The 21,728-nt window shown below is 72.7% G+C and carries 18 protein-coding genes and 1 pseudogene; 10 read left to right on the top strand and 9 right to left on the bottom strand.

Features of this window, described 5'->3' with window-relative positions; translation table 11 throughout:
• Nucleotides 1–282: 282 nt before the first annotated feature.
• The gene (locus ASC60_RS04220; protein ID WP_079038142.1) at nucleotides 283–1,644 is read right to left on the bottom strand and encodes a M64 family metallopeptidase; all 1,362 of its coding nucleotides are present in this window, start codon (nucleotides 1,642–1,644) and stop codon (nucleotides 283–285) included.
• Between the two features lie 187 nt (nucleotides 1,645–1,831).
• Nucleotides 1,832–1,980 (bottom strand): annotated as a pseudogene (locus tag ASC60_RS43950) (alpha/beta hydrolase); the annotation flags it as partial.
• Between the two features lie 24 nt (nucleotides 1,981–2,004).
• On the opposite strand from ASC60_RS43950, the gene ASC60_RS04215 reads away from it, so the two are divergent.
• The 3 genes from ASC60_RS04215 to ASC60_RS04205 all read left to right on the top strand — a co-directional run bounded on the left by ASC60_RS04215 (nucleotide 2,005) and on the right by ASC60_RS04205 (nucleotide 5,844).
• A complete protein-coding gene (locus ASC60_RS04215) occupies nucleotides 2,005–3,522 on the top strand; it encodes a tetratricopeptide repeat protein (RefSeq protein ID WP_370592883.1) in 1,518 nt (505 codons plus the stop codon).
• Between the two features lie 481 nt (nucleotides 3,523–4,003).
• Complete coding sequence (locus ASC60_RS04210; RefSeq protein WP_055546704.1) at nucleotides 4,004–4,672, top strand: response regulator transcription factor; 669 nt, start codon at nucleotides 4,004–4,006, stop codon at nucleotides 4,670–4,672.
• The gene (locus tag ASC60_RS04205; protein WP_107096972.1) at nucleotides 4,669–5,844 is read left to right on the top strand and encodes a histidine kinase; all 1,176 of its coding nucleotides are present in this window, start codon (nucleotides 4,669–4,671) and stop codon (nucleotides 5,842–5,844) included. Before ASC60_RS04210 ends, ASC60_RS04205 begins: the two co-directional genes overlap by 4 nt.
• 107 nt (nucleotides 5,845–5,951) lie before the next feature.
• Here ASC60_RS04205 and ASC60_RS04200 read toward each other — a convergent pair whose 3' ends face one another.
• Nucleotides 5,952–6,329 (bottom strand): STAS domain-containing protein, encoded by a 378-nt coding sequence (locus tag ASC60_RS04200; protein WP_055546701.1) that lies wholly within the window; start codon nucleotides 6,327–6,329, stop codon nucleotides 5,952–5,954.
• Nucleotides 6,330–6,637: 308 nt separating this feature from the next.
• On the opposite strand from ASC60_RS04200, the gene ASC60_RS04195 reads away from it, so the two are divergent.
• Entirely contained in the window at nucleotides 6,638–7,237 is a 600-nt protein-coding gene (locus ASC60_RS04195) for a sigma-70 family RNA polymerase sigma factor (protein WP_055546699.1), read from the top strand.
• Nucleotides 7,234–8,700, top strand: coding sequence for a maleylpyruvate isomerase N-terminal domain-containing protein (locus tag ASC60_RS04190; protein WP_107096971.1), 1,467 nt, complete (start codon nucleotides 7,234–7,236; stop codon nucleotides 8,698–8,700). The genes ASC60_RS04195 and ASC60_RS04190 overlap by 4 nt, the downstream gene beginning before the upstream one ends.
• A gap of 38 nt (nucleotides 8,701–8,738) precedes the next feature.
• Here the strand turns inward: ASC60_RS04190 and purU are convergent, their stop codons facing one another.
• A complete protein-coding gene (gene purU, locus ASC60_RS04185) occupies nucleotides 8,739–9,608 on the bottom strand; it encodes a formyltetrahydrofolate deformylase (RefSeq protein WP_055546697.1) in 870 nt (289 codons plus the stop codon).
• A gap of 44 nt (nucleotides 9,609–9,652) precedes the next feature.
• The gene (locus tag ASC60_RS04180) at nucleotides 9,653–10,099 is read right to left on the bottom strand and encodes a hypothetical protein (RefSeq protein ID WP_055546696.1); all 447 of its coding nucleotides are present in this window, start codon (nucleotides 10,097–10,099) and stop codon (nucleotides 9,653–9,655) included.
• A gap of 172 nt (nucleotides 10,100–10,271) precedes the next feature.
• On the opposite strand from ASC60_RS04180, the gene ASC60_RS04175 reads away from it, so the two are divergent.
• Nucleotides 10,272–11,591, top strand: coding sequence for an ABC transporter substrate-binding protein (locus tag ASC60_RS04175; protein WP_055546694.1), 1,320 nt, complete (start codon nucleotides 10,272–10,274; stop codon nucleotides 11,589–11,591).
• 68 nt (nucleotides 11,592–11,659) lie between these two features.
• Here ASC60_RS04175 and ASC60_RS04170 read toward each other — a convergent pair whose 3' ends face one another.
• Together ASC60_RS04170 and ASC60_RS04165 are read right to left on the bottom strand one after the other, a co-directional pair.
• The gene (locus ASC60_RS04170; protein ID WP_055546692.1) at nucleotides 11,660–13,462 is read right to left on the bottom strand and encodes a hypothetical protein; all 1,803 of its coding nucleotides are present in this window, start codon (nucleotides 13,460–13,462) and stop codon (nucleotides 11,660–11,662) included.
• A 172-nt stretch (nucleotides 13,463–13,634) separates the two neighbouring features.
• A complete protein-coding gene (locus ASC60_RS04165; protein ID WP_055546690.1) occupies nucleotides 13,635–15,026 on the bottom strand; it encodes a hypothetical protein in 1,392 nt (463 codons plus the stop codon).
• 325 nt (nucleotides 15,027–15,351) lie between these two features.
• On the opposite strand from ASC60_RS04165, the gene ASC60_RS04160 reads away from it, so the two are divergent.
• The 3 genes from ASC60_RS04160 (at nucleotide 15,352) to ASC60_RS04150 (ending at nucleotide 18,717) form a co-directional block, all read left to right on the top strand.
• A complete protein-coding gene (locus tag ASC60_RS04160) occupies nucleotides 15,352–16,044 on the top strand; it encodes a bifunctional DNA primase/polymerase (RefSeq protein ID WP_107096995.1) in 693 nt (230 codons plus the stop codon).
• Nucleotides 16,045–16,282: 238 nt separating this feature from the next.
• A complete protein-coding gene (locus ASC60_RS04155) occupies nucleotides 16,283–17,041 on the top strand; it encodes an ABC transporter ATP-binding protein (protein WP_055546688.1) in 759 nt (252 codons plus the stop codon).
• Nucleotides 17,038–18,717, top strand: a complete 1,680-nt coding sequence (locus ASC60_RS04150) for a hypothetical protein (protein ID WP_055546685.1) — start codon at nucleotides 17,038–17,040, stop codon at nucleotides 18,715–18,717. Before ASC60_RS04155 ends, ASC60_RS04150 begins: the two co-directional genes overlap by 4 nt.
• 151 nt (nucleotides 18,718–18,868) lie before the next feature.
• Here ASC60_RS04150 and ASC60_RS04145 read toward each other — a convergent pair whose 3' ends face one another.
• Nucleotides 18,869–19,222: an SH3 domain-containing protein gene (locus ASC60_RS04145; protein ID WP_055546683.1), complete on the bottom strand. Its 354-nt coding sequence runs from the start codon at nucleotides 19,220–19,222 to the stop codon at nucleotides 18,869–18,871.
• A 356-nt stretch (nucleotides 19,223–19,578) separates the two neighbouring features.
• Between ASC60_RS04145 and ASC60_RS04140 the strand changes: the two genes are divergently transcribed.
• Nucleotides 19,579–20,211, top strand: coding sequence for a hypothetical protein (locus ASC60_RS04140; RefSeq protein ID WP_055546681.1), 633 nt, complete (start codon nucleotides 19,579–19,581; stop codon nucleotides 20,209–20,211).
• A gap of 13 nt (nucleotides 20,212–20,224) precedes the next feature.
• Here the strand turns inward: ASC60_RS04140 and ASC60_RS04135 are convergent, their stop codons facing one another.
• Nucleotides 20,225–21,115 (bottom strand): alpha/beta fold hydrolase, encoded by an 891-nt coding sequence (locus ASC60_RS04135; RefSeq protein ID WP_055547235.1) that lies wholly within the window; start codon nucleotides 21,113–21,115, stop codon nucleotides 20,225–20,227.
• Between the last annotated feature and the right edge of the window lie 613 nt (nucleotides 21,116–21,728).

Raw genomic sequence — 21,728 nt, 5'->3', positions numbered from 1 at the left:
CTGCCTGCGGTGGGCGGCCCCGGCGCCTTGTGGGATGAGCCGCGCGCCGGGGGAACGCGAGCGCGCGCGCTCGCCCTCGGGGGCGATTGAGCGGACGGGCCGGGTCGGGGATCGTAGAGCGTGCCGATGTTACAGGGGCGGACCGCGGCCGCCCCGCATCGACGAGCGAGCCTCAGAACCGACCTCAGAACCGACCTCAGAACCGAGCCTCAGAACCGAGCCTCAAAAGAAAGACAAGCCGCCCCGCGGCGGGGGTCCACGGGGCGGCGGCTGGGGGGTGCGTCAGCTGGCGACGGGGACCTTCCAGGTGCGGGAGGCGGTCAGCAGCTTGCGCAGCGCGGGGTCTTTCACCGCGCGAGTGTGGTCCACGGCCTTGGCGGTGACGGTGTGGGGCTTGCCGTCGGACGGTACGCCGAGCGACGCGGGGGTGACGGTCTTCCTGCCGCGGGCCGCGGTGACTTCGGCACCGTCCACGTACCAGGTGAGCGAGGCGGTCTTCGGCACGTTCACCTTGAGGCTCGCCGCCCGGGCGAGGAGGGTTCCGGTGCCGGTGCGGCTGCTGAGCACGCCGGCGTGGCGGTAGAAGCCCGCGATCATCGCTTCGCGGCCGGGGAGGCTGTACTCACGGCCGAGCGTGCGCATGATCGAGTTCTGGGTGGGGCGGTTGAGGCCCTTGGGGTAGTAGCGGCCGCCCTCGTACGCGCCGACCGTGCCGCCGTCCGGTGAGGTGTGGCCGATCCAGCGGTACCACTTCCGCTTCTGCTCGGTGAGCTGGGCGGCGGTCAGCTTGGTGACGTTGGGCTCGCCGGGTTCGGCTCCGGTGTAGCTGCCGTTCTTGGCGTACACGTACTCGTCGGCGAGGCCGCCGACGGAGTGGCCGGTCTCGTGGACGGCGATCTGGTCGGAGTCCGGGTGGTCGGAGGAGGCGGTGGCGATGCCGTCGTAGCCGGCGCCGGAGCTGATCGTGTAGCCCGCGCCGCCGTACTTGGCGGAGTTGGACAGCACGATCACCAGGTCGGCCTGCGGCGCCTTCGCGGCGTACGACCCGACCTTGCCGGTGTCGACGCACAGCAGCCGCTCGGTGCCGTCGCACCAGAAGTAGGAGTCGAGGGCGGTGTCCTTGACGACGCCCTTGGACGGGTCGCCGGAGACGCCGGACTGGTTGGAGACGGCGTCCACGGACCAGACGTTGAAGAGGTTCCGGTAGGCGGCGTACGGCTCGATCGCGGAGATCTGCGCCCATGTGGAGCGTACGTCGGCGTGGAAGTCGCCCTGCTGGGCGGCGGTGTAGCCGTCGCCGACGAAGACGACGTCGACCTTGTCTGCCGGTGGGCCGTTCTCGATGACGGGCGCCACCTCGCCGTCGGCGGCGGTCTCGGCGGGGGAGAGCGTGCGGTCGCCCCGGGTGAGCCGGGCGGGAGTGGTGGCCGGGACCTCGGCGTGCCGGGGGTGGGCGCCGGGGCCGGTGAAGTACTCCACCTCATGGGTGCGCCGGACCCGCTCGGCGGCGGCGGAGGCGGCGGACGCCGAAGGGGCGGCGGGGGCGCTCACGGTCGCGGCGAGCGCCGCCGTCAGCGCCGCACCTCCGGCGACGACAGCGGAGCGTAAGGGCGTGTGGCGGCGTCGCCATCTCCCTCTGCGCACGGGGGCTCCCGAGGTTTACTCCGTAAGCGGCCTGTTAAACATGATTAATTCGCCGCTCAACCTAAGGCCAAAGGAAGGTCCGAGCAACGGGAACTAGGGAAATCGCTAAACAAATCGACCATCAGGCCCTATAGCCCAGGCTCGCGCCCCCGCCCGAAAGTGACACTCCGTACCCACGGCGGCCAACCTGTCGTCCGCAAAGCCGGATCCGCAACCCGCCGGGAGCCTTATGGTCGAGCGGTACGTCGAAACGGCGGTCGGTGAGGAGCGGTCCCGGCTGACGGACGGTCGCCTGGCGCCCGGCCCGTCCGGTACTGCTCCCCTCACCTGCCGCATCTTATGCATCCTCCTGTAGATGGACTGAGCCCGGCGCCGAGTTACCGCCGGGGAGAAGAGGGCACGGTGGCCGAAAAGCGCGCCGGAGACGGTCGGGCGGCGGGGGCGGAGGGTACGGCGGAGATCGGGCGCCGGGTGTTACGGCTGCGCACGGAACGCGGGTTCACCCAGCGGCAGCTGGCCGAACCGGCGTACACCGCGGCGTATGTCTCCACGCTGGAGGCCGGAAAGGTCCGCCCCTCCGAGGTCGCCCTGCGCCACCTCGCCGAACGCCTCGGCGTCACGTACGAGGAGCTGGTCACCGGCCGTTCGCCGCAGGACGCGACCCGGCTGCGCGCCGGGCTCACCGATGCCCGGCGGACGCTGGCCACCGGCGACACCGAGGACGCGGCCGCCCGCTTCGCGGCGCTGGGCGCCGAGGCCGACCTGCTCGGCTTCACCGACGAGCGGGCGGCGGCCCTGCTGGGGCTCGGCGACTGCGCCATGGAGACCGGCGAACTGACCGCCGCCCGCGACCACTTCGAGGCCGCCGAGAAGCTGCTTGCCGACGAGCCGCTGCCGCGTCGCGTCCCGGCGATCCGCGGCCGCGCCGTGGCCCATCTGCTCGCGGGCGAGCTGCGCTACTCCTGCTATCTGCTGGAGAGCGCCATCGACGAGCTGAACGCCTCCGGGTTGCACGACCCGAACGCCCTGCTGCTGCTCTACACCGCCGCGATCGCCCCGTACATGGACATGGGAGCGCACGCCCGTGCGGTCCGCGCCGCCGAACTCTCCCTCGCGCTGGCGCCCAGCGTCGACAACCCGGAACTGGTCGCCCAGATGCACCGCGGGGTGGCCCGCACCCTGATAGCCGAGGGCCGCACCGCGGAGGCCGACGCCTCGCTGGCCAAGGCGCAGGAGCTGTACGAACAACTGCGGCTGCGCACCGATCTGGCGCACTGCCACTGGATGCGCGGCTACGTCCACGCACAGGACGGCGACCTGGAGCGGGCGGAGAGCGAACTGCGCATCGCCCGCGACATGCTGGCGTCCAAGCGGGCGGCGCTGTTCATGGTGCAGGTGGAGGTGGAGCTGGCCGACGTGCTGCGGCGGCGAGGCCGCACCGCCGCGGCGGAAGCGCTGCTCCGGCCCCTGCTGGCGAGATCCGGCGGCTCCAGGGACTCCGGCGACTCCGGCAGCTCCGGCAGCTCCGGCGACTCCGGCAGTTCCAGGGACGGGCAGGAGGCGGTCGAACTCACCGCGGAGCGCGGCGCGGTGCACGCGGGCGGCGCCCACCGGCTGCTCGGGCTGATAGCCGACGAGCGCGGCGACGCGGAGGAGGCGGAGGAGCACTACTGCGCGGCGCTGTCGCTGCTGGAACGCACCGGCGCCGCCGGTGACCTGGCCGACCTGTGCCGGCTGCTGGGCGATCTGCTGCGGCGCGAGGGGCGGTTGGAGGCCGCGATGGACGCGTACCGGACGGGGCTGGGGCACCGGGCCGCCCCGGGCACCACCACGCTGGGCCCGGCCCCGGCCGAACCGCCCCTCCAGGGCGCGCGCTGACACCGGCCACCGGGCCGCGGGGCGGTTGGTGCGCCCGCCGGGCCGGGGGCCACTCGGGGTTGGTCAGCCCCCGCTGGGCCGGTCCTCCCCCGGCAAGGGCCGGTCGGCACGGCACGGCGGGCGGGTCAAAGGGTGAACAGGCCGCCGCGTGTGGGGGTCGCGGCGGCCTGTCCTGCGCCGTAACGCCCCGCTGCCGGCCCCGCACCGCGACCATTTTCGGCCACGGCGGTCACGGCGCGCCGAGAGGCCGTACGGCACGCTGCTGGGGCGGGGGTTCGGGTCGACCCCGCGGAGTGGTGCGGCATGTGATCCACTCTGCCCGGCCCCGGCGGGGCGCACATCCGCCCCAGGTCTTCCCTCGCACCCCGCCGATCGGCGGGGTGATCCCCCCAACAGGGCGGAGGAGACCACTCCATATTGGCGCCTCGATGCGGCAGGCTGTGCGGACAATGCACATGACAGCTGAGGGAGGGAGCGGCCGGTGATCCGTGTTGCGGTGGTCGACGACGAGGCGCTCGTACGATCCGGCCTGCGGCTGATCCTGGGCACGGCCCCGGACATCGACGTGGTCGCCGAGTGCTCCGGCGGAACAGCGGTCGAAACCGTGCTCGGCAGCGACGCCGACGTGGTGCTCCTCGACATCCGGATGCCCGACGCCGACGGCCTCACCGTGCTCGGGCAGCTGCGCGCCGCGCCCCGCTCCCCCACCGTCGCCATGCTGACCACCTTCGACGCCCAGGAGTACCTGACCGCCGCACTGCGCGCCGGGGCGGCCGGTTTCCTCCTCAAGGACACCGACCCGGAACAACTCGTCCGCGCGGTACGCACCCTCGCCCAGGGCGGCAGCGTCCTCGACCCCGGCGTCACCGGGGCCGTCATCGGCGGCTATCTCGCCGCCGAGGCCGAGGTGACCGCCGCCACCGCCGTCGACGCCCTCACCCCGCGCGAACGCGAAGTGCTCGCGCTGCTGGGCGAGGGTCTGGCCAACTCGCAGATCGCCGAGCGCATGGGGCTCGCGCCCAGCACCGTCAAGGACCATGTGCGGGCGGTGCTCGGCAAGCTGGGCGGGCTCAACCGGGTGCAGGCCGCCATCGTCGCCGACCGGGCCGGGCTGGTCACCAGCCGCCCGGGGGCGGGTTGGCCCCGGTGACCGTCACCCCGCCCGCGTCCGCACCACGGTGGCGGCGGAGGCTGCCGGGGTGGGCGCGGCAGTGGGGGCCGCTGCTGGTCCCCGTCGTGTTCGCCGTGGCCGACGCGCTGCTCGTCAACGGCGTCACCCCCGGCCTGGAGCTGAACGTCTCCCTGGTCGCGGCGGCCGCCCTGCTGCTGCGCCGCCGCTTCCCGGCGCCGGTCTTCCTGGCCACCCTGCCCGGCATCCTCATCGGCTACATCTGGTTCGCGCCGATGATCGCGCTCTATACGGTGGCCGAACGCCGCCCAGGCCCCCGGCTGCTCGGCGTCTCGGCGCTGCTGCTGGCCGCCGCGCACTTCGTCCCGTGGCCGGTGTCCGACTTCGAGCCGACCGCGTACCGGGAGAACACGCTCACCCTGATCGACGCGTGCGTCACCTCCGTCGGGCCCATCGCGCTGGGCCTGCTGGTGCGCACCCGGGGCGAACTCGCCGCCCGCCTGGACGATCTGACCCGCAGCCGCCGCCGCGCCGACGAGCTGATCGCCGAGCAGGTGCTGAGCACCGAACGCGCGCGGCTCGCCCGCGAGATGCACGACGTCGTCGCCCATCAGGTCAGCCTGATCAGCCTGCAGGCCGGGGCGGTGCAGATCAGCGCGGCGGACGCGCAGGCGCGGGAGGGGGCGCGGACGATCCGCGAGCTGTCCGTACGGACGCTGGACGAGCTGCGCCACATGGTCGGCATCCTGCGGGCGGCGGGCGGCGACCTGGAACAGCTCACCCCGCAGCCCCGGCTGGCCGATCTGCCGCGGCTGATCGAGCTGAGCGCGCTGGACGTGGCGTACGAGGAGGCCGACGACGCACGGCTCGCGGGGCGGCCGGAGGCGGTGGAACGGGCGGCGTTCCGCATCGTGCAGGAGGCGTTGACCAATGTGCGCAAGCACGCACCGGGCGCGCGGGTGACGGTACGGCTCGCGGAGGCGGCCGCCGAGGGGCGCGGGCTGCGGGTGGAGGTCCGGAACGGGCCGCCGGACGCCTCCGCGGTGGCGCCGGGGCTGCCGGGCGGCGGCCATGGGCTGGTGGGGTTGCGGGAGCGGGCGGCGCTGCTGGGCGGCACGCTCACGGCGGAGCCCACGGAGGAGGGGGGCTTCGTGGTGCTGGCGGACTTCCCGAAGGCGCCGCCACGGTCGTAGGGCGCGGGGGTCTGCACCCCGCCCAGCCCCGTTCCGAACCGAGCGCCGGCCGGGCCGATTTCGGCTGACAGACCGGAAGGGCCGTACGGGCCGTAACGTCAGGAAGGCTAGGCGGAGAGGGAGTCGGCGGCGCCCTGTTCGTCGTCGTCGGGGTCCGTCGCCACCATCAGATTGGGATAGACGTCGAACAGGCGGCGGACCCCCAGGGCCGCGAGGACGCGGTGCACATGGGAGCCGTGGGCGGCGTCCTGGGGCGGGAGGATCAACCGGAGCCGGCCCGAGCACGACCGCATCAGCCGTCGCGCGGCGATCAGGACGCCGACGCCGCTGGAGTCGCAGAAGCGGACATCGGACAGGTCGAGGACCAGAGAGTGGCGGCCTTCGGCGACCGCGTCGTGCACGTGCTGCCGGACCGCGGGCGAGGTCACGAGGTCCATCTCGCCGGAGACCTGCAGGACGACCCACTCCCCCCGTCCGTCCTCCATCACCTTCAACGTCACGCGCTCGAAGCCCTTCGCTCGCAGCTAACCGGAATTTGCTGTTCCAGGGCGGCTGCCCGCCCGGCCCCGCATAAAACTCCCCCCGTCTCACACCGCAGGAACGACCCTAAGCCCCGCTGAAGCGTTTCGTCTCACCGGTCCTGCGCACCGTGACCGACCCAATACCATCCGCAGCCGTGTTGTGCGGCACTTTGCCGCATGGAGGCGCGTTGTGTCAGCCCCCGGCACTACATTCGATATGAAGGTGGGCATAGTGCCAGGAGACCCGGCCGACGAACAGGGATGGGGGCCGCATGGCGAACGACGCACCGCCCCGCTGGGACCGCAGGATGCAGCAGCGGCTGGCGCGCGGCGAGGCCGCCGCGCTCGGCGAGTTGTACGACCGCTTCGCCTCCCTGGTCCACCATCTCGCGCATCGCGTCATGGAGGACGAGGACGCGGCCGACCGCATCACCCGCGAGGTCTTCACCTACGTCTGGGAGAACCCGGACGCGTACGACCCCAAACAGGGCTCCCTGCGCTCCTGGATCGCCACCCTCGCCCACCGCCAGGCGGTGCACCGGCTGCGGTCGCGGACCGCCGAGGAGGCCGAGGACGGTGGCGGTGGCGGTGGCGGTGGCGGCTGCGATGAGGCCGCCATCGAGGAGCGCATCCGCGACGCCTCCGTAGCGGCTCGCGCCGACTACATCGTCACGTCCATGCCCGCCCCGCTGCGCGCCGCCCTGGAGCTGGCCTACTTCGACCGCCGCGACTACCGCCAGGCCGCCGCCGCCCTGGGAGTGACCGAGGACGAGGCCAGGCGCCGCCTGCGGCTCGGGCTCCAACTGCTCTCCACCGCCTACGTCCCGCCGCCGCGCACCATGGCGCCTCCCGGTTACGGGCGGTCGCTGTGAGCGGCGCGGGCGGCCCGGAGCGGTACGACCCCGGCGACGGATTCGGTGACGGTTTCGGCGGCGGATTCGGCGACGACAGAGACGGTCCCGGCGACTTGCCGGGCATTCCGCCCGAACCGGCCGGGCCGCCCCGCATCCCGACCCCGCGGTCCGCCCCCGAGGACACCAGCGGCTGGCCGGGGCCCCTGCCGTTGGCGCCCGAACCCGAGGACCCGGAAGAAGCGGAAAGCCCGGAAGGCCCGGAAAAGCCGAAAGCACCCAACAATCCGGAAAGCACGATACATCCGGAAAGCCCACCCGAGGCGTCCCCGGCGCCCCGGCGAACCGGCACCCACACCGATCCACCGCAGCCGCCCTCGCACGATGTGCTGCGGTCGTTCCTCGGCGCCTGGGCGCTCGCCGCGTGCTCCCCGGACGAGACCGCCGCCGTCGAGAAACACCTCAACCACTGCACCTCCTGCGCCGAGGAAGCGCTGCGGCTGCGCCAGGCCGTGGGGCTGCTGCACGCCGAGCACAGCCTCGACCTCGACCCGCTGCTCCGCTCCCGGGTGCTGGCCGGGTGCCTCGGCCGCCGCCCGGCGCGGATACCGGTGCCGGGCTGGGCCGCCGCGTACGACGCGGAGGCCGCCCGGCTGGACGCGCTGCTGCGGGACATGGGCGAGGCCGAATGGCGCGCTCCGGTGCGGCTCAAGTGGTTCGACGGGCAGCGGCTCACCGGGCGGGACACCACCGTCGCCGGGGTGATCGGGCATCTGATGGCGGTGGACGGCATCGTGGCCGCCGCCCTCGGGCTGCCCGATCCGCTCGGCGAGGACGCCCCCGGCTCACCCGCGGCCCGTACGGACGCGTACTGGCACGCGGAGCCCGACGCCGCGGGCGGAACCGGCCCGTCCGCCCTGCTGCGCGAGTTGTGGCGCGAGCAGGGGCATTCCCTGGTCCGTACGGTGTCGTTCGCCGGGCGCGGGGCCTCGGACCTCTCCGTCCCGTTCGGGGACTTCACGCTGCCGGTCCGCGACGCGTTCCTGGACCGCGCCTTCGAGTGCTGGGTGCACGCCGGGGACATCGCCGAGGCCGTCGACTACCCCTATGAACTTCCCTCGTCCGCCCACCTCAAGGCCATGATCGACCTGTGTGCCCGGCTGCTGCCCGACGCGCTGGCCGAGCGGCGCCGCGCCGGGCTCGCCGCCCCGCCGCGCCGCCTGGTGGAGGCGGGCGCCCCGGGCCGTACGCTCCATCTGGAGGTCGAGGGCACCGGCGGAGGCGACTGGTACATCCCGCTGGACTCACCGGCCGCCGTGGGCACGGCGGAGGAGACGGTGGCCCACATCGCGCTGGACCCGGAGGCGTTCTACCAGCTGGCGGCCGGGCATGTGCCGCCGCAGGAGGCGGCGGTGGGGCAGCTGGGGGACGTGGAGGCGATCCGCGACGTGCTGTTCGCGGCGGCCTCGCTGTCGCGGCTGTGACCGCGACCGCGAGAGGTCGACCGAAGATCAGCCGAAGATCAGCCGAAGACGACCGTACGGTGGCCGTTCAGCAGCACGCGGCGCTCGCTGTGCCACTTCACCGCGCGCGCCAGCGCCTGGCACTCCACGTCGCGGCCGACCGCGACCAGCTGGTCCGGGGTGACCTCGTGACCGACGCGCTCGACCTCCTGCTCGATGATCGGGCCCTCGTCCAGGTCGGCCGTCACATAGTGCGCCGTCGCACCGATCAGCTTCACCCCGCGCGCATGGGCCTGGTGGTACGGCTTGGCGCCCTTGAAGCTCGGGAGGAAGGAGTGGTGGATGTTGATGATGCGGCCGGACAGCTCCTTGCACAGGTCATCGGAGAGCACCTGCATGTAGCGGGCCAGCACCACCAGCTCGACGTTCTCCGCCCGCACCAGCTCCAGCAGCTCCGCCTCGGCCTGCTGCTTGGTCTCCTTGGTGACCGGGATGTGCCGGAACGGAATCCCGTACGAGCCCACCAGCTCACGGAAGTCGGTGTGGTTGGAGACCACGGCCGCGATCTCCACCGGGAGCGCGCCGATCCGGGAGCGGAAGAGCAGATCGTTCAGGCAGTGCCCGAACTTGCTGACCATCAGCACGATGCGCATCTTCTGGTCCGCCCGGTGGATCTGCCAGTCCATCCCGAAGGAGTCCCCGACCGCCGCGAAGCTCGCCCGCAGGTCCTCCACCTTCACCGGGGAGACGGCACGGAAGTGCACCCGCATGAAGAAGAGCCCCGTGTCCCGGTCCCCGAACTGCTGGCTGTCCTCGATGTTGCAGCCGGTCATGAAGAGGTAACTCGACACGGCGTGCACGATGCCCTGCTTGTCCGGGCAGGACAGCGTGAGGATGTACTGGTCGGGAACGGAATGCGACTCGCTCATGACTCCATAGCGTCGCACACCCGCGACACTCCTCGGGACCGTCACTAACCCGCCTGCGTCATGATCGCCAGCACCTCGAGGGTGCGCGGCGGCACGTCCGGGTCCTCGCCGTCGTTGGTGGCCAGCCGCACATGGGCGTCGCGGGCCGCCCGCACCGCCTCCGGCCAGCCGTGGTGCTGGATGTACGCCGAGACCGGGGCGTCCGCGCCGACCTGGTGGAGGATCCTCAGCACCCGCAGCACGGCGACGTCGACGAGCGCCGCCTCCTGGGAGTCACGGAAGATCGTGCCGACGTACTTCTCGGCGGACCAGTTGTCCAGCCAGGTGTCCTCGACCAGGCGGTAGACGGCGTCGGTGACATCGCCGTATCCGGGTTGCCCGGCCAGCCAGCACTCCTGCTGGAAGACCGGGTCAGAGAGCATGTGCAGCGCCGAGCGCACATGGGTACGCCAGCGCCACCACGGCATGTCGTTGACAGGCATACCGCCCATGGTGGTCGAGCGATGGCCGCGACGGGAAGACTTCTCCGAACCTTGCACAGTGATCGATCGTACGTTCTTCACACAGAGGGACGCATAACCCCCCGGGTGTTCACCTTTCCGATACCCGCGCGTTCCCCGCCATAACGGAGGTGTTCCGTCCGGAGCACCAGGCTCCCATGGCATGACCGGACGGCGACGCCCCTCCCCCCGCACCCTACGAGCAGCCGCCGTCGCCGCACTGTGCACCGCAGCCGGCGCCTCCTCGCTGACCAGCTGCGGCTCGCTGCCGGGCCTGGCGAAGGGGGCCGACAACAAGCCCATCACCGTGATGACATGGGCTCCCGAGGGCACCAAGGCGACCAATATGCCGGGAATGCCCGCCATGGCGCAGGCGTACGCGCGCTGGGTCAACGCCGGCGGCGGCATCCACGGCCGCAAGCTCAAGGTGATCACCTGCAACGAGCGCAACGACTCGGTCCGGGCCGCGCGCTGCGCGCAGGAGGCGGGCAAGGCGAAGGCCGTCGCGGTCGTCGGCTCGTACAGCCAGCACGGCCGCTCGTTCACCTCCCCGCTGGAGGTCGCCGGAATCCCGTACATCGGGGGCTACGGGGTGTCCCAGGAGGAGTTCAACAGCCCGTACTCCTACCCCGTCAACGGCGGCCAGGCCACCCTGCTCGCGGGCAACGGCCGCCAGCTCGGCTCCCGCTGCGAACACGTCTCACTGGTACGCCCCGACACCATCGCGGGCGACGAACTCCCCGAACTGCTCGACGCCGGGCTCAAGGCGGCGGGCCGCAAGCCCGCCCATGACATACGCGCCCCCGAGGGCGCGGGCGACTACAGCTCGCAGGCCACCACCGCCCTGGAGGACGTCGGCGCCGACAGCTCCCTGGGCTCCGCCGCCGCGGGCGCCAAGCTGGAGAACTCCTGCGTCACCGCCGCGCTCGGCAACCGCACGGGCACCTTCTTCGACTCCTTCCGGCGCGTCCAGGAGGATCACCCGAAGGTGCGGATCGCCTCCATCATGGGCAGCGTCCGGCAGTCCCTGGTCGACAGCACGGGCGGCAGCAAGAGCCCGCTGGAGGGGACGTACGCCACGGGCTGGTACCCGCCCCCGGACGATCCGCGCTGGGGTCCGATGAAGAAGGTCATCAACAAGTACGCCTTCGACGACAACCGCATCGACCCCGACGACGCGGGCACCCAGACCACCTGGATCGCCTACACCGCGCTGCGCTCCGTCCTGATGTCCCTGAAACCCGGCGACATCAGCGCGCGCACCGTGCGCAACGCGCTGGACCACGGCCACAAGGTCGACACCGGCGGCCTGACGCCCCCGCTGCGCTGGGGATACGACGACCCGCTGAACGTGCCGGACTATCCGCGGATCGTGAACGCCGACGTCACCTACCAGGTGGTGCGCGACGGGCGGCTGGTCGGGGTGCGCAAGGGGTTCGTCAACGTGGCGAAGACGCTGGAGCGGTACGGCCCCCGGGACTGAGCCGGCTCCTCCACCGGGCCGCCGGGTTCATCCGGACCCGGCGGCTTCGTCGGCTCATGTGCCGCTGGTCACAGCTGGGTGGCCTCGTGCTTGGTGAGGTTGTACTTCCCGGCGAGCGGGTTCCACAGCTCGGCCGCCTTCCGCTTGGCCGCGGTCGCCTCGCCGCTGGCCCGCTCGGCCGCCCCGACCCGCCCGGTCCGGCGGGCCTGGCCCTTGTGGCAGCCCTTCTTGCCGCGCGCCTGGTCGGCCCACGCCGCGTACTGGCTGTCGGCCTGCGCGGAGGACTTCCACGCCTTGGTCAGGGACGCGGTCAGCTCGGTGTGGTTCGGCAGCTTGTCGATGGTCAGCTTGCCCAGCCGGGTCACCAGGTCGTTGCGCTGACGAGCGGCCGTGCGCAGGTCCGAGGCGGCCTTGGGCAGGGCCTTGCAGGACTTGATGTTGTTCACGGCGTTGATCACCGCCGAGCGGCTGTTGTTGCTGTCCTTGAGAAGCGCGTCCAGCGACTTCGCCTGCGGCTCCGCGGGGTCGGCCGACTTGCTCGGCTCGCTCTGACCATCGCTCGGCTCCGAGCTGCCCAGCGTCGTGTTGTCGTCCCTCTTCCCGTCGTCACCGCCCGCGCTGAGCGCCGCTCCGGCGGCGAGCCCGGCGATCCCGCAGCCCGCGACCACGATGCCGACGAGCACGGCGGGCGACATCGGGCGACGGCGCCCGACACGACCACCACGGCCGCCGTGCCCGCCGCCCGCGTCCCCGGGGGCCGGGGCGGGGGCGCTGAACTGCGGCAGCTGCTGCGTCTCGCCGGGAGAGCCGGCACCGGCGCCCGGGGCGGCGGCGCCGTCGGCCCGGAACAGCCCGTCGAACTCGGAGGGCGGCGGCCGGTCGCCCGGACGGCCGGGGCGGATCGCGAAGGGGGAACCGGTGGGCTTCGGCGGCTGCTGCTGTTGCTGCTGCCGGGCGCGCCGGGACGGGGCGGGCTTCGGCGGCGCGGCTGCCGGGACCGGGGCCGGGAGTACGGCGGTCTCCTCCGCCGCCCCGGCCGGAGCGGCGGGCGCGGACTGCTGCGGGCGGCCACGGTGCGCGCCGCGGCCGGGGCGCACGGTGCGCAGCTGGGTGGTGGACTCGCCGGGCGCCTCGGCCTTGGCGGGCCGGTTCTCGGGCGGCAGCGGCGCGCTGGCGGAGGGCTGCTGCGGGGGCTGCGGCCGCGCGGCGTGGCCGGCCCCGGCACCGGGCACGGGGGGCAGGTACTGGGTCGCCTCGGCGTCGCCCGCGGGCTGCGGCGGCAGCACCTGCGTCTCGTCGGCGGCACCGGTGTAGGGCTCGGGCTGCGGCTGTCTGCCCGGCTGCGGCTGTGCGTACGCGGGCGGCTGGGGCTGTTCCGGCTGCTGGTACGCGAGAGGCTGCTGCGGCGGCTGCGGCTGCTGGTACGCGGGAGGCTGGTGGTGCTGCGGCGACTGCTGCTGCGGCAGGGGCTGTTGCGGCGCCCAGCCCTGCGGCGCCCCGTACGACTGGTCAGCCCCCGACGGCGGGCCGAACGACTGCCCGGGGGCCTGCGGCGGCGGCCCGTACGGCTGGTCCGCCCCCGACGGCAGCCCGTACGACTGCCCGGGCCCCGGCTGCGGCGCCCCGTACGCCTGCCCCGAGGGACCGTACGGCGCGCCCTCGGGCGGCAGCGGGCCCGCGCCCTGCGGTGCGTCCTGGGGTCCCCAGGGCTGGCCCCAGGCCTGCCCACCGGCCGGGGCGCCGTGCTGGTGCCCCGTACGGTCCGAGTGGTCCGAGGGCTCCGGGGGCCAGGGGTCACCCTGAGCGGGCAGCACAACGCCCTCACGGACCGCAGGCAGCTGCGGCTCGTCCCCCTGTCCGCTCTGCGTCACCGGGTCTCCTTGAATAAGCGATTACCGAATCGTCGGCTCACGCTACCGGTTACCCGCGAGGGTCGGCGCCCGCCGGAGGGAGAGACTGGTCACCGGCGAAAGCCCGGAACAGGCCCGGAACAGGCCCGGCGAGGACGCCCCGCGGGCCCGGTGACGAGGGCACACGCCCCGCTCAGGCCGCCTGCACCTCCAGCCTCGCCCCGAACTCCCGCACCACCGGTTCGTCCCGGTACGGCTCCAGGCGCTGCTGGAAGTCGTCCAGATACTCCACGCCCCGGTTGGAGCGCAGCGTCTGGAGCAGATCCACCGCCTGGCCGCCGACGTGGCACGCCTGCTCCACCTCGCGCCCCTGGACATGCGCCGTGGCCAGCAGCAGGAGCCCGATGGCGCGGCGCCGCACCCGGCCCTCCGGGTGGCCTGCCAGGGCCTCTTCGGCGCGCCGCCGGGCGGGCTCGGCCTGGCCCAGGTCGCGGTGGCAGTGGGCCAGTTCATCGGCCAGATACGCGTGGTCGAAGTGCTGGATCCACGGCGGCTCGTCCCCCGACGGCCCGCCGCTGCCCACCGCCCGCTCCATCGCGTCCAGGGCTCGCCCGGCCGCGTGCTGGCAGGCCGGGGCGTCCCCCATCAGCGCGTGCCCGCGCGCCTCGGCGGCCAGGAACATCGACTCGGCGCGCGGCGGCACCTGACCCCGCGAGCCTTCCTGCGCGGCCTTGGCCAGCTGCGCGATCTCCCGGGGGTTGCCCAGCTGGGCGGCGAGGTGGCTCATGCTGGCGGCCAGCACGTATCCGCCGTAGCCCCGGTCACCGGCGGCCTGGGCGAGCCGCAGCGCCTGGATGTAGTAGCGCTGGGCGAGACCGGATTGGCCGGTGTCGATCGCCATGTACCCGGCCAGCTCGGTCAAGCGGGCGACCGCCGCGAACAGTTCGCGGCCGACGGACTCCCGGTAGGACCCGGCGAGCAGCCCGGAGACCACGCTGTTGAGGTAGTGGACGACGACCGGGCGCACATGGCCGCTGCCGTAGCGGTGGTCCAGCTCGACCAGCGCGTCCGTGGTGGCCCGCACCGCGGCGACGTCGGAGCGGCCGACCCGGGCCCCGGCGGTGCGCGCGACCTGCGCGTCCGCGCCGGTGATCAGCCAGTCGCGGCTGGGCTCGACGAGCGCCGATGCGGCGACGGTCGAGCCGGTCAGGAAGTCGCGGCGGCCGACGTCGCTGCGCCACAACTCGCAGACCTGCTCTATCGCGCCGAGCACGGTCGGCGAGAACTGCAGCCCCACACCCGACGCCAGGTTCTTGCCGTTGGCCATGCCGATCTCGTCGATCGTGACCGTACGGCCGAGCTTGCGGCCCAGCGCCTCGGCGATGATGCCCGGGGCGCGGCCCCGGGGCTGCTGTCCGCGCAGCCACCGGGCGACCGAGGTCTTGTCGTAGCGCAGATCGAGACCGTGCTCGGCACCGCACATGTTGACCCTGCGGGCCAAACCGGCATTGGAGCACGCGGCTTCCTGAATGAGCGCCTGCAGCCGTTCGTTCGGCTGTCGCGCCACAAGCGGCCTAGCGGCCATGGTTTTACCCCCAGTGACTGCTGTGCGTTCTCGGCGGATGCCGTCCCTGTTGATCAGTTCCCCGCAGCTATCGCAGGTATACGGCGAATGCGGAACTTGCCCGTATTGACCACATAGACCGCTTGGTTCACGTACGTGCGTACGGCCACGCCACAACGCCCTCGTACGCCTGTCACGCATGGTGGCTACCCGCTCACACAGCCGGAACCTCATGCGCGCCCCCGGCCATGCACCCATGCGCCCCGGCATGCCGTCCCCGCGCCCGGCCGGGGCGCGGCCGTAACCCTTGTTGACGGCGGAAGTTGTCTTGGTCGTGGAAGAGACCATGGACGTGACAGGAACACCACATATCCCGAAGCAGCGCGGGGAACGGCTGCTCGACGCCGCGGTGCGCTACGCCGAGGAACGGCACTGGGACGTGCTCGCCGGCGCCTGGCTGGACACCGTGAAAGGCCTCCAGCGCTGCTCCTGCGGACAGGCCGACTGCCCGGCCCCCGGCGCCCATCCGACCGCCCCGGACTGGGTGAACCAGGCCACCGGCAGCCCGGTCGTGGTGCGCCGGATGTGGGCCCGTGCCCCGGGCGCGTCGATCCTGCTGCCGACCGGCCGCACCTTCGACGCCCTGGACGTACCGGAGTCGGCGGGCTGCCTGGCGCTGGCCCGGATGGAGCGCCGCAACGTCGACCTCGGCCCGGTCACTTCCACCCCGGACCGCAGGATGCTCTTCTTCGTTCTCCCCGGCGCCGCCGCGAAGATCCCGGACCTGCTGCGGAACCTGGGCTGGCCGCCGTCATCGGTCGACCTGGCGGCCCGCGGCGACGGGGACTACGTGGTCGCGCCCCCGACCCGGGTCGGGCGGCACGGCCCGGCCCAGTGGGCCCGTCGGCCGACCGCCGCCAACCGCTGGCTGCCGGACGCCGAGGAACTGGTGAGCACGCTCGCCTACGCGTGCGGACGCGAAACCCGCGGCCGCGAAACCCGGTCCGCCCCCGGCGCTGACACGCCCCGGCGTCCCTGACGCGCCCGGGCGCACCCCCCGTATCGTGGGCGCGGACGGGGACATGACCAGTCCGCGGACCAGCCTCATGGTGGAAGACGGGATTTCCGTGCCGGACGCACACGCAGACGCCCACGCAGACGCCCACACAGACGCACACACAAGCACAGGCCCAGAAGTAGACACAGAAGTAGACACAGACGCGGACGCACCCGCCGGGGCGGCGACCGAGCCCGCCGCCGCACAGCGGCGGCCCGCCGTGCAGGTGCGCGGTCTGTGGAAGCGGTACGGGGAGCAGATCGCGGTCCACGGCATCGATCTCGAACTGCCCGCCGGGCAGTTCATCGGGCTCGTCGGCCCCAACGGCGCGGGCAAGACCACGACCCTGTCGATGATCACCGGGCTGCTGCGCCCCGACTCCGGCACGGTCGAGATCGGCGGGCACGACGTCTGGCAGGACCCGGCCGAGGTCAAGGCGCGGATCGGCGTGCTGCCGGAAGGGCTGCGGCTGTTCGAGCGGCTTTCGGGGCGCGAGATCCTCGCGTACACCGGGCGGCTGCGCGGCCTGCCCGGCGACGAGGTCGACAAGCGCGCGACCCAGCTGCTGGACGTCCTGGACCTGGCCGGTGCGCAGAACAAGCTGGTCGTGGACTACTCGACCGGCATGCGGAAGAAGATCGGCCTGGCCGCCGCGCTGCTCCACAACCCGGAAGTCCTCTTCCTCGACGAGCCCTTCGAGGGCGTCGACCCGGTCTCCGCGCAGACCATCCGCGGCGTGCTGGAGCGCTACACCCGCTCCGGTGCGACGGTCGTCTTCTCCAGCCATGTGATGGAGCTGGTGGAGTCGCTGTGCGACTGGGTCGCGGTGATGGCGCGCGGCAGGATCCGCGCACAGGGCGCGCTGGCCGACGTACGGGGCGACGCGCCGTCCCTGCAGGACGCCTTCCTGGAGCTGGTGGGCGCCCGCGCCCAGGACTCCGGGGACAGCCTCGACTGGCTCGGCGGCGGCGCCCGATGACGCTCGCCGATCCGCTCGACGCCAAGGGCCCGCTCGACACCGCGGCGCCCGCTCCCCCGGCGGCCCCCACCGGCTCGCCGCTGCCCGTCTTCGTCCGGCTGAAGCTGTCGCTGCTGCGCAACGGGCTGCGGCAGTCCGCGGGCCGCCGCGCCGCGTACATCACCTCGCTCGTCATCACCGTCCTCTTCGCCCTCCTCCAGCTGCTCGTCCTGGTGCTGCTGCGCGGCCACGACGACGCGGACGCGCTGGTGACCGTGCTCGCCGCGGTCCTCGCGCTCGGCTGGGCGGTGATGCCGCTCTTCTTCCCCAGCGGTGACGAGACCCTGGACCCCACCCGGCTGGTGATGCTGCCGCTGCGGCCCCGGCCGCTGATCGGCGCGATGCTGGTGTCCTCCCTGATCGGCATCGGCCCGCTGTTCACGCTGACCCTGGTGGTGGGCTCGCTCATCGCCATCGCGCACGGGGCGGCGGCCGCGGGGGCCGCCGTCCTGGCGGGCGTGCTGACCGTGCTGACGTGCGTGGCGCTGGCGCGGGCCGTCGCGACCGCCAACACCCGGCTGCTGAGCAGCCGCAAGGGCCGCGATCTGGCGCTGCTGAGCGGTCTGTTCATCGCGATCGGCACGCAGTTCGTGAACATGGGCGTGCAGAAGCTGTCCGGCGAGGGCGGACTCGGCGTGCTGCGGCCCGCCGCGGACATCCTGCGCTGGGTGCCGCCCGCGACGGCGATCGACGCCGTGCAGGGCGTGAGCGAGGGCGCGTACGGGCTCGCCGCCGCCCAGTTCGCCCTGAGCGCGGCCGCGCTGGGGCTGCTGATGTGGTGGTGGTCGCGCAGCCTCACGCATCTGATGACCACGCCGGACAGCTCCACCATCCAGCCGGAGAAGCCGCGGCGGGGCGCCGAGGGGGCGGGCTCGTCCGCCGGCGCGCCCGGCCCGCTCGGGCGGCTGGTGCCCGCGGGGCGCAGCGGCACGGTCATGCTGCGCACCCTGCGGTACGCGGTGCGGGACCCCAAGGTCAAGGCCAGCTGGGTCAGCTCGCTGGGCGTCGGCCTGCTGCTGCCCATCATCACCTCCATCCAGGGCAACGGCAGCATCTACTGGGCGTGCTGGGCCACCGGGATGCTGGGCATGCAGATGTACAACCAGTTCGGGCAGGACTCCTCCGCCTTCTGGATGGTCGCCCAGACCATCTCCTCCCCGCGTGACGCCTATCTGGAGCTGCGCGGGCGGGCGTTCGCGATCGCGCTGGTCGGACTGCCGTACGCGCTCCTGGCGGTGGTGGCTTCGGCCCTCTTCATGCACGACCTGCCCGCCGTCCCCGAAGCGCTCGGGCTCGCGTTCGGCCTGCTCGGCGGTTTGATGGCGACCGGCGCGCTGGCGTCGGCGCTGCTGCCGTACTCCATCCCGCAGGACAGCGCCAAGAACGTGGCCCCGGGGCAGGGCGGGCTCGCCTGGATGGGCCTCATCGGCGGGATGGTCGCGGGCGCCGTGCTGTGCGCGCCGCTGCTGGCCCTGACGATCTGGCTGCACACCAGCGGGGCGCACAGCCTGCTGTGGGTGCTGCTGCCGCTGGGTGTGGTGTACGGCGCGGCCATCGCGGAGGCCGGGCTGCGGCTGGCCGCGCCGCGGGCGGCGGGGCGGCTGCCGGAGATTCTGGCGGCGGTGAGCAAGGGCTGAGCCCTCGGCCATGACGTGCGGCGTGCGGCGCGGGAGCGGGACTGGTCGGTCCCGCTCCCGCGCCGCCCTTCTGGTGCCGTGTCCCGTACGGCGCCGTGTCCCGTACGGCGCTGTGTCCCGTACGGCCCCCGGGCGAAACGTATCTGCGCGTCTAGTCCAGGTACTTGCTGTACACCCAGCCCCTGGTCCCGGGCTTGATGCCGGAGGCGGTCCGCTTGAGGATCTTCCCGTAGGACCAGCTCTTCGTGAATCCCCCCAGACCGCCGGTACGGCAGAAATACCGGAAGGAGTCTCCCCGGTACAGCGTCCCTATCGCGCGGTACTTGCTTCCCGGTCCGGTGCGGAATCGGGCGCCACTCGTCGCCACCTTGAAATTGACATCCGGTGAATTGAACCGGCATGCCGAGGAGCCCACGGCGGACGCCGTGGGTGCCATCGCGACCGAGCCGCCCAGCATGAGCACCGCCGAGAGCACGACCATCGAGGCTTGATGTTTCAATTTCACGCGATCCCCCCCGAGATCAGTGATTTCCTTACGTCCTGGCGTTAAAGCGTGATGACGCGTGACTGAGCGTAGCAGCAGCCAATGCGCAAGCGCCGTAGTGGTAGACGCCATTGGTGCCGCGAAGGTTGAATTCCGGATGGGAATACCTTCACCCGCACCGGCGCACGACCCGGAACCGGCCATCCACCGCCTTCACCGCGGGATCCACCGGGCACACCCCCACCCTCCCCCATCGCCCCGCTACTTCCACACACTCGCGCCCAGGCCGTCACAGTAAGCACACAGTTGACGACCCGGATGCGGAATTCCAGCCCCTAGGATCGTCGATCAGGGAAGGATCGGGCAGGGAGATCGACTTGCTGAACAAGACAACGTGGCTGCGCGTCGCTACGCCCGTTGCCGTACTGGCCCTGGCCCTCACGGCCTGCGGATCCGATGGGGAAAAGAGTCATACGTCCACCTCCCATAAGGACAAGGCCCATTCCCGCTTCAACGGGGCGCACAAGAACGGCGCGCGCGGTGCGAGTGCCGCGGCGAAGGCCGTACTGAAACCGGGGCAGTCCGCGTGGCGGGCATTCAAGGAGGACACCGGCGTCAAGCCGTATTACTCGATCATCGCACGGCGGATCGACGTCGGAACCGCCGCCGACGCCAAGACCCTGGTCTCCGATCCGAAGGACGCCAAGGGCAAGGTCCCCGCGACCGGCTATGTGACGTACCGGCATCTGACCGGTGGCGTCGTCAAGGAATGGCCGCGGGTCGGCGACTACGCGGATGTGTACGCGGACGGGCGGCGCGGCACGAAGGTCATCGGGGGTGGCACTCCGAAGGGGTGCGCCGATTCGGACACCATCAAGAACTGGAAGAACGGCCAGAGCTACACCTTCTGCACCACGTTCCTCATCCCGGCGGACGCGAAGCGGCTGGAGATCTCCTGGACCGAGATCGGCGGCAAGCCGTTCGTCTGGAAATTCCCCTCGCGCCGCTGACGGCGGCCCTTGGTTAAGACTCAGGGGGTCCGGGCTGCGCGGGGAGGTTGGCGGCGAGGAACGGCTCCACCACGCGGCGCCAGGCTTCCGGCTGGTCGTAGTGGACGAGGTGGCCCGCGTCGGCCACCTCCGCGTACTCACCGCGGGGCAGGACGCGGACCATCTCCTGGGCCTCGGCGCGGCCCAGCTCGCCGTCCAGGCCACGGACGACCAGGGTGGGGCACTCCACCAGGGCCAGCTCCTCCCAGTGGGCGTCATGGGCCCAGCCCGCCCGCGCCTTCAGCATCTGGCGGCGGGAGAAGACCGGCCGCCAGCCGTCCGAACGCTCGGCCATGACCTCGGCGAAGAAGTCGCCCCGGGCGGGGTTCGGACGCTCCAGCAGCGGATCGTCCTCGCCGAACCACTTGCGGACGTCCGCGAGGGTCGCGAAGGGCACCGGCCAGGACCGGAACCAGTCGGTCCATTCGCGCTGTGAGGCGCCGCCGAGGGCCGAGGCCCGCATATCGCAGATGACCAGGGCCCGGACCAAGTCGGGCCGCCGGGCGGCGAGCTGCCAGGCCGTCAGGGCGCCCATGGAGTGGCCGATGAGGGCCACCGGCCCCAACCCGAGCTGCTCGACGGCCGCCTCGGCGTCGTCCACGTACGTGCCGCGGTCGAACGGCCCGCCGGCGGGCTTCTCGCTGCGGCCGTGCCCGCGCTGGTCGAGGGCGACGGCCCGGTGCCGGGTGGCGAGCCAGCGGGCGGTCCGCGCCCAGTGCGCGGCGCGGCCCATCAGCCCGTGGAGCAGCAGCACTCCGGGGCCGCCGCGCGCCCCCGCGCGGCCTCCGGCCTTGGGCGGGTCCGTGAACTCCCAAGCCGCGAGCCGCACCCCACCGGCTCCGGTCACGTCGATGCGTCGCACCATGTCGTCTGGCACCTCCATCCCTCTCCCGACCACCCCCGACCACCCCACAGTATCGAACTTGTATTCGAACGCGCGGCAAGTGCCAGGCAACACCCCTCATTCGAGTGACCACGCTCAAGGATTGGTCGCCTCCGCCGAGGGGAGACAGCTAGCGGGAGGCGGACTACTCGGGGAAGGAAGTCCGCGGGGGCCGACCCTGGGAGCTCGGGGCTCCGGGTCGCTACGGCCCCGGGTCGTAACGGCCGCGTTCGCGCGGCCCGCACGATCCGGGGCCCGCCGGGGGGACATGGGGAAGCGGGGCCCCGGCGCCTCACGGCACCGGGGCCCTCGCGTTCGAACGCCCGCTCGGCATCGCTGCCGCTCGCCGGGCCCATAGGAGCCCCCTCCCCTGACTGCGAGCACGCTTGTGCATATGCGTCAGCGACAGGGTTGCACGGGTCGCCCGCGATCGCTCGATTTCCCCGAACTCCGGTGCCACCAAAACCCGTCACCGCAGGTAGCGACGTCGAACGACGGGTGGCCTATGCCGGGGGCCTCTGCGCCGCGCGGCGGGCCGGGCGGGCGCGGCAGCGGCGTGCGGGCATGGGGAGGGGAAGGGGGAGGGGGAGGGGGA

It is taken from the genome of Streptomyces sp. NBRC 110028, from assembly GCF_001417735.1.
GTDB lineage: Bacteria > Actinomycetota > Actinomycetes > Streptomycetales > Streptomycetaceae > Streptomyces.
The sequence above is the reverse complement of the archived record's forward strand: the minus strand, read 5'-3'. Positions and strand labels throughout refer to the sequence as shown.

Excerpts from the sequence above, each read along its gene's own strand:
- ASC60_RS04200 (WP_055546701.1), bottom strand. The coding sequence starts at position 6,329 with ATGGAGGACGGACGGGGGGAGTGGGTCGTCCTGCAGGTCTCCGGCGAG.
- ASC60_RS04195 (WP_055546699.1), top strand. The coding sequence starts at position 6,638 with ATGGCGAACGACGCACCGCCCCGCTGGGACCGCAGGATGCAGCAGCGG.
- purU (WP_055546697.1), bottom strand. The coding sequence starts at position 9,608 with ATGAGCGAGTCGCATTCCGTTCCCGACCAGTACATCCTCACGCTGTCC.
- ASC60_RS04180 (WP_055546696.1), bottom strand. The coding sequence starts at position 10,099 with ATGGGCGGTATGCCTGTCAACGACATGCCGTGGTGGCGCTGGCGTACC.
- ASC60_RS04175 (WP_055546694.1), top strand. The coding sequence starts at position 10,272 with ATGACCGGACGGCGACGCCCCTCCCCCCGCACCCTACGAGCAGCCGCC.
- ASC60_RS04165 (WP_055546690.1), bottom strand. The coding sequence starts at position 15,026 with ATGGCCGCTAGGCCGCTTGTGGCGCGACAGCCGAACGAACGGCTGCAG.
- ASC60_RS04160 (WP_107096995.1), top strand. The coding sequence starts at position 15,352 with ATGGACGTGACAGGAACACCACATATCCCGAAGCAGCGCGGGGAACGG.
- ASC60_RS04150 (WP_055546685.1), top strand. The coding sequence starts at position 17,038 with ATGACGCTCGCCGATCCGCTCGACGCCAAGGGCCCGCTCGACACCGCG.
- ASC60_RS04135 (WP_055547235.1), bottom strand. The coding sequence starts at position 21,115 with ATGGTGCGACGCATCGACGTGACCGGAGCCGGTGGGGTGCGGCTCGCG.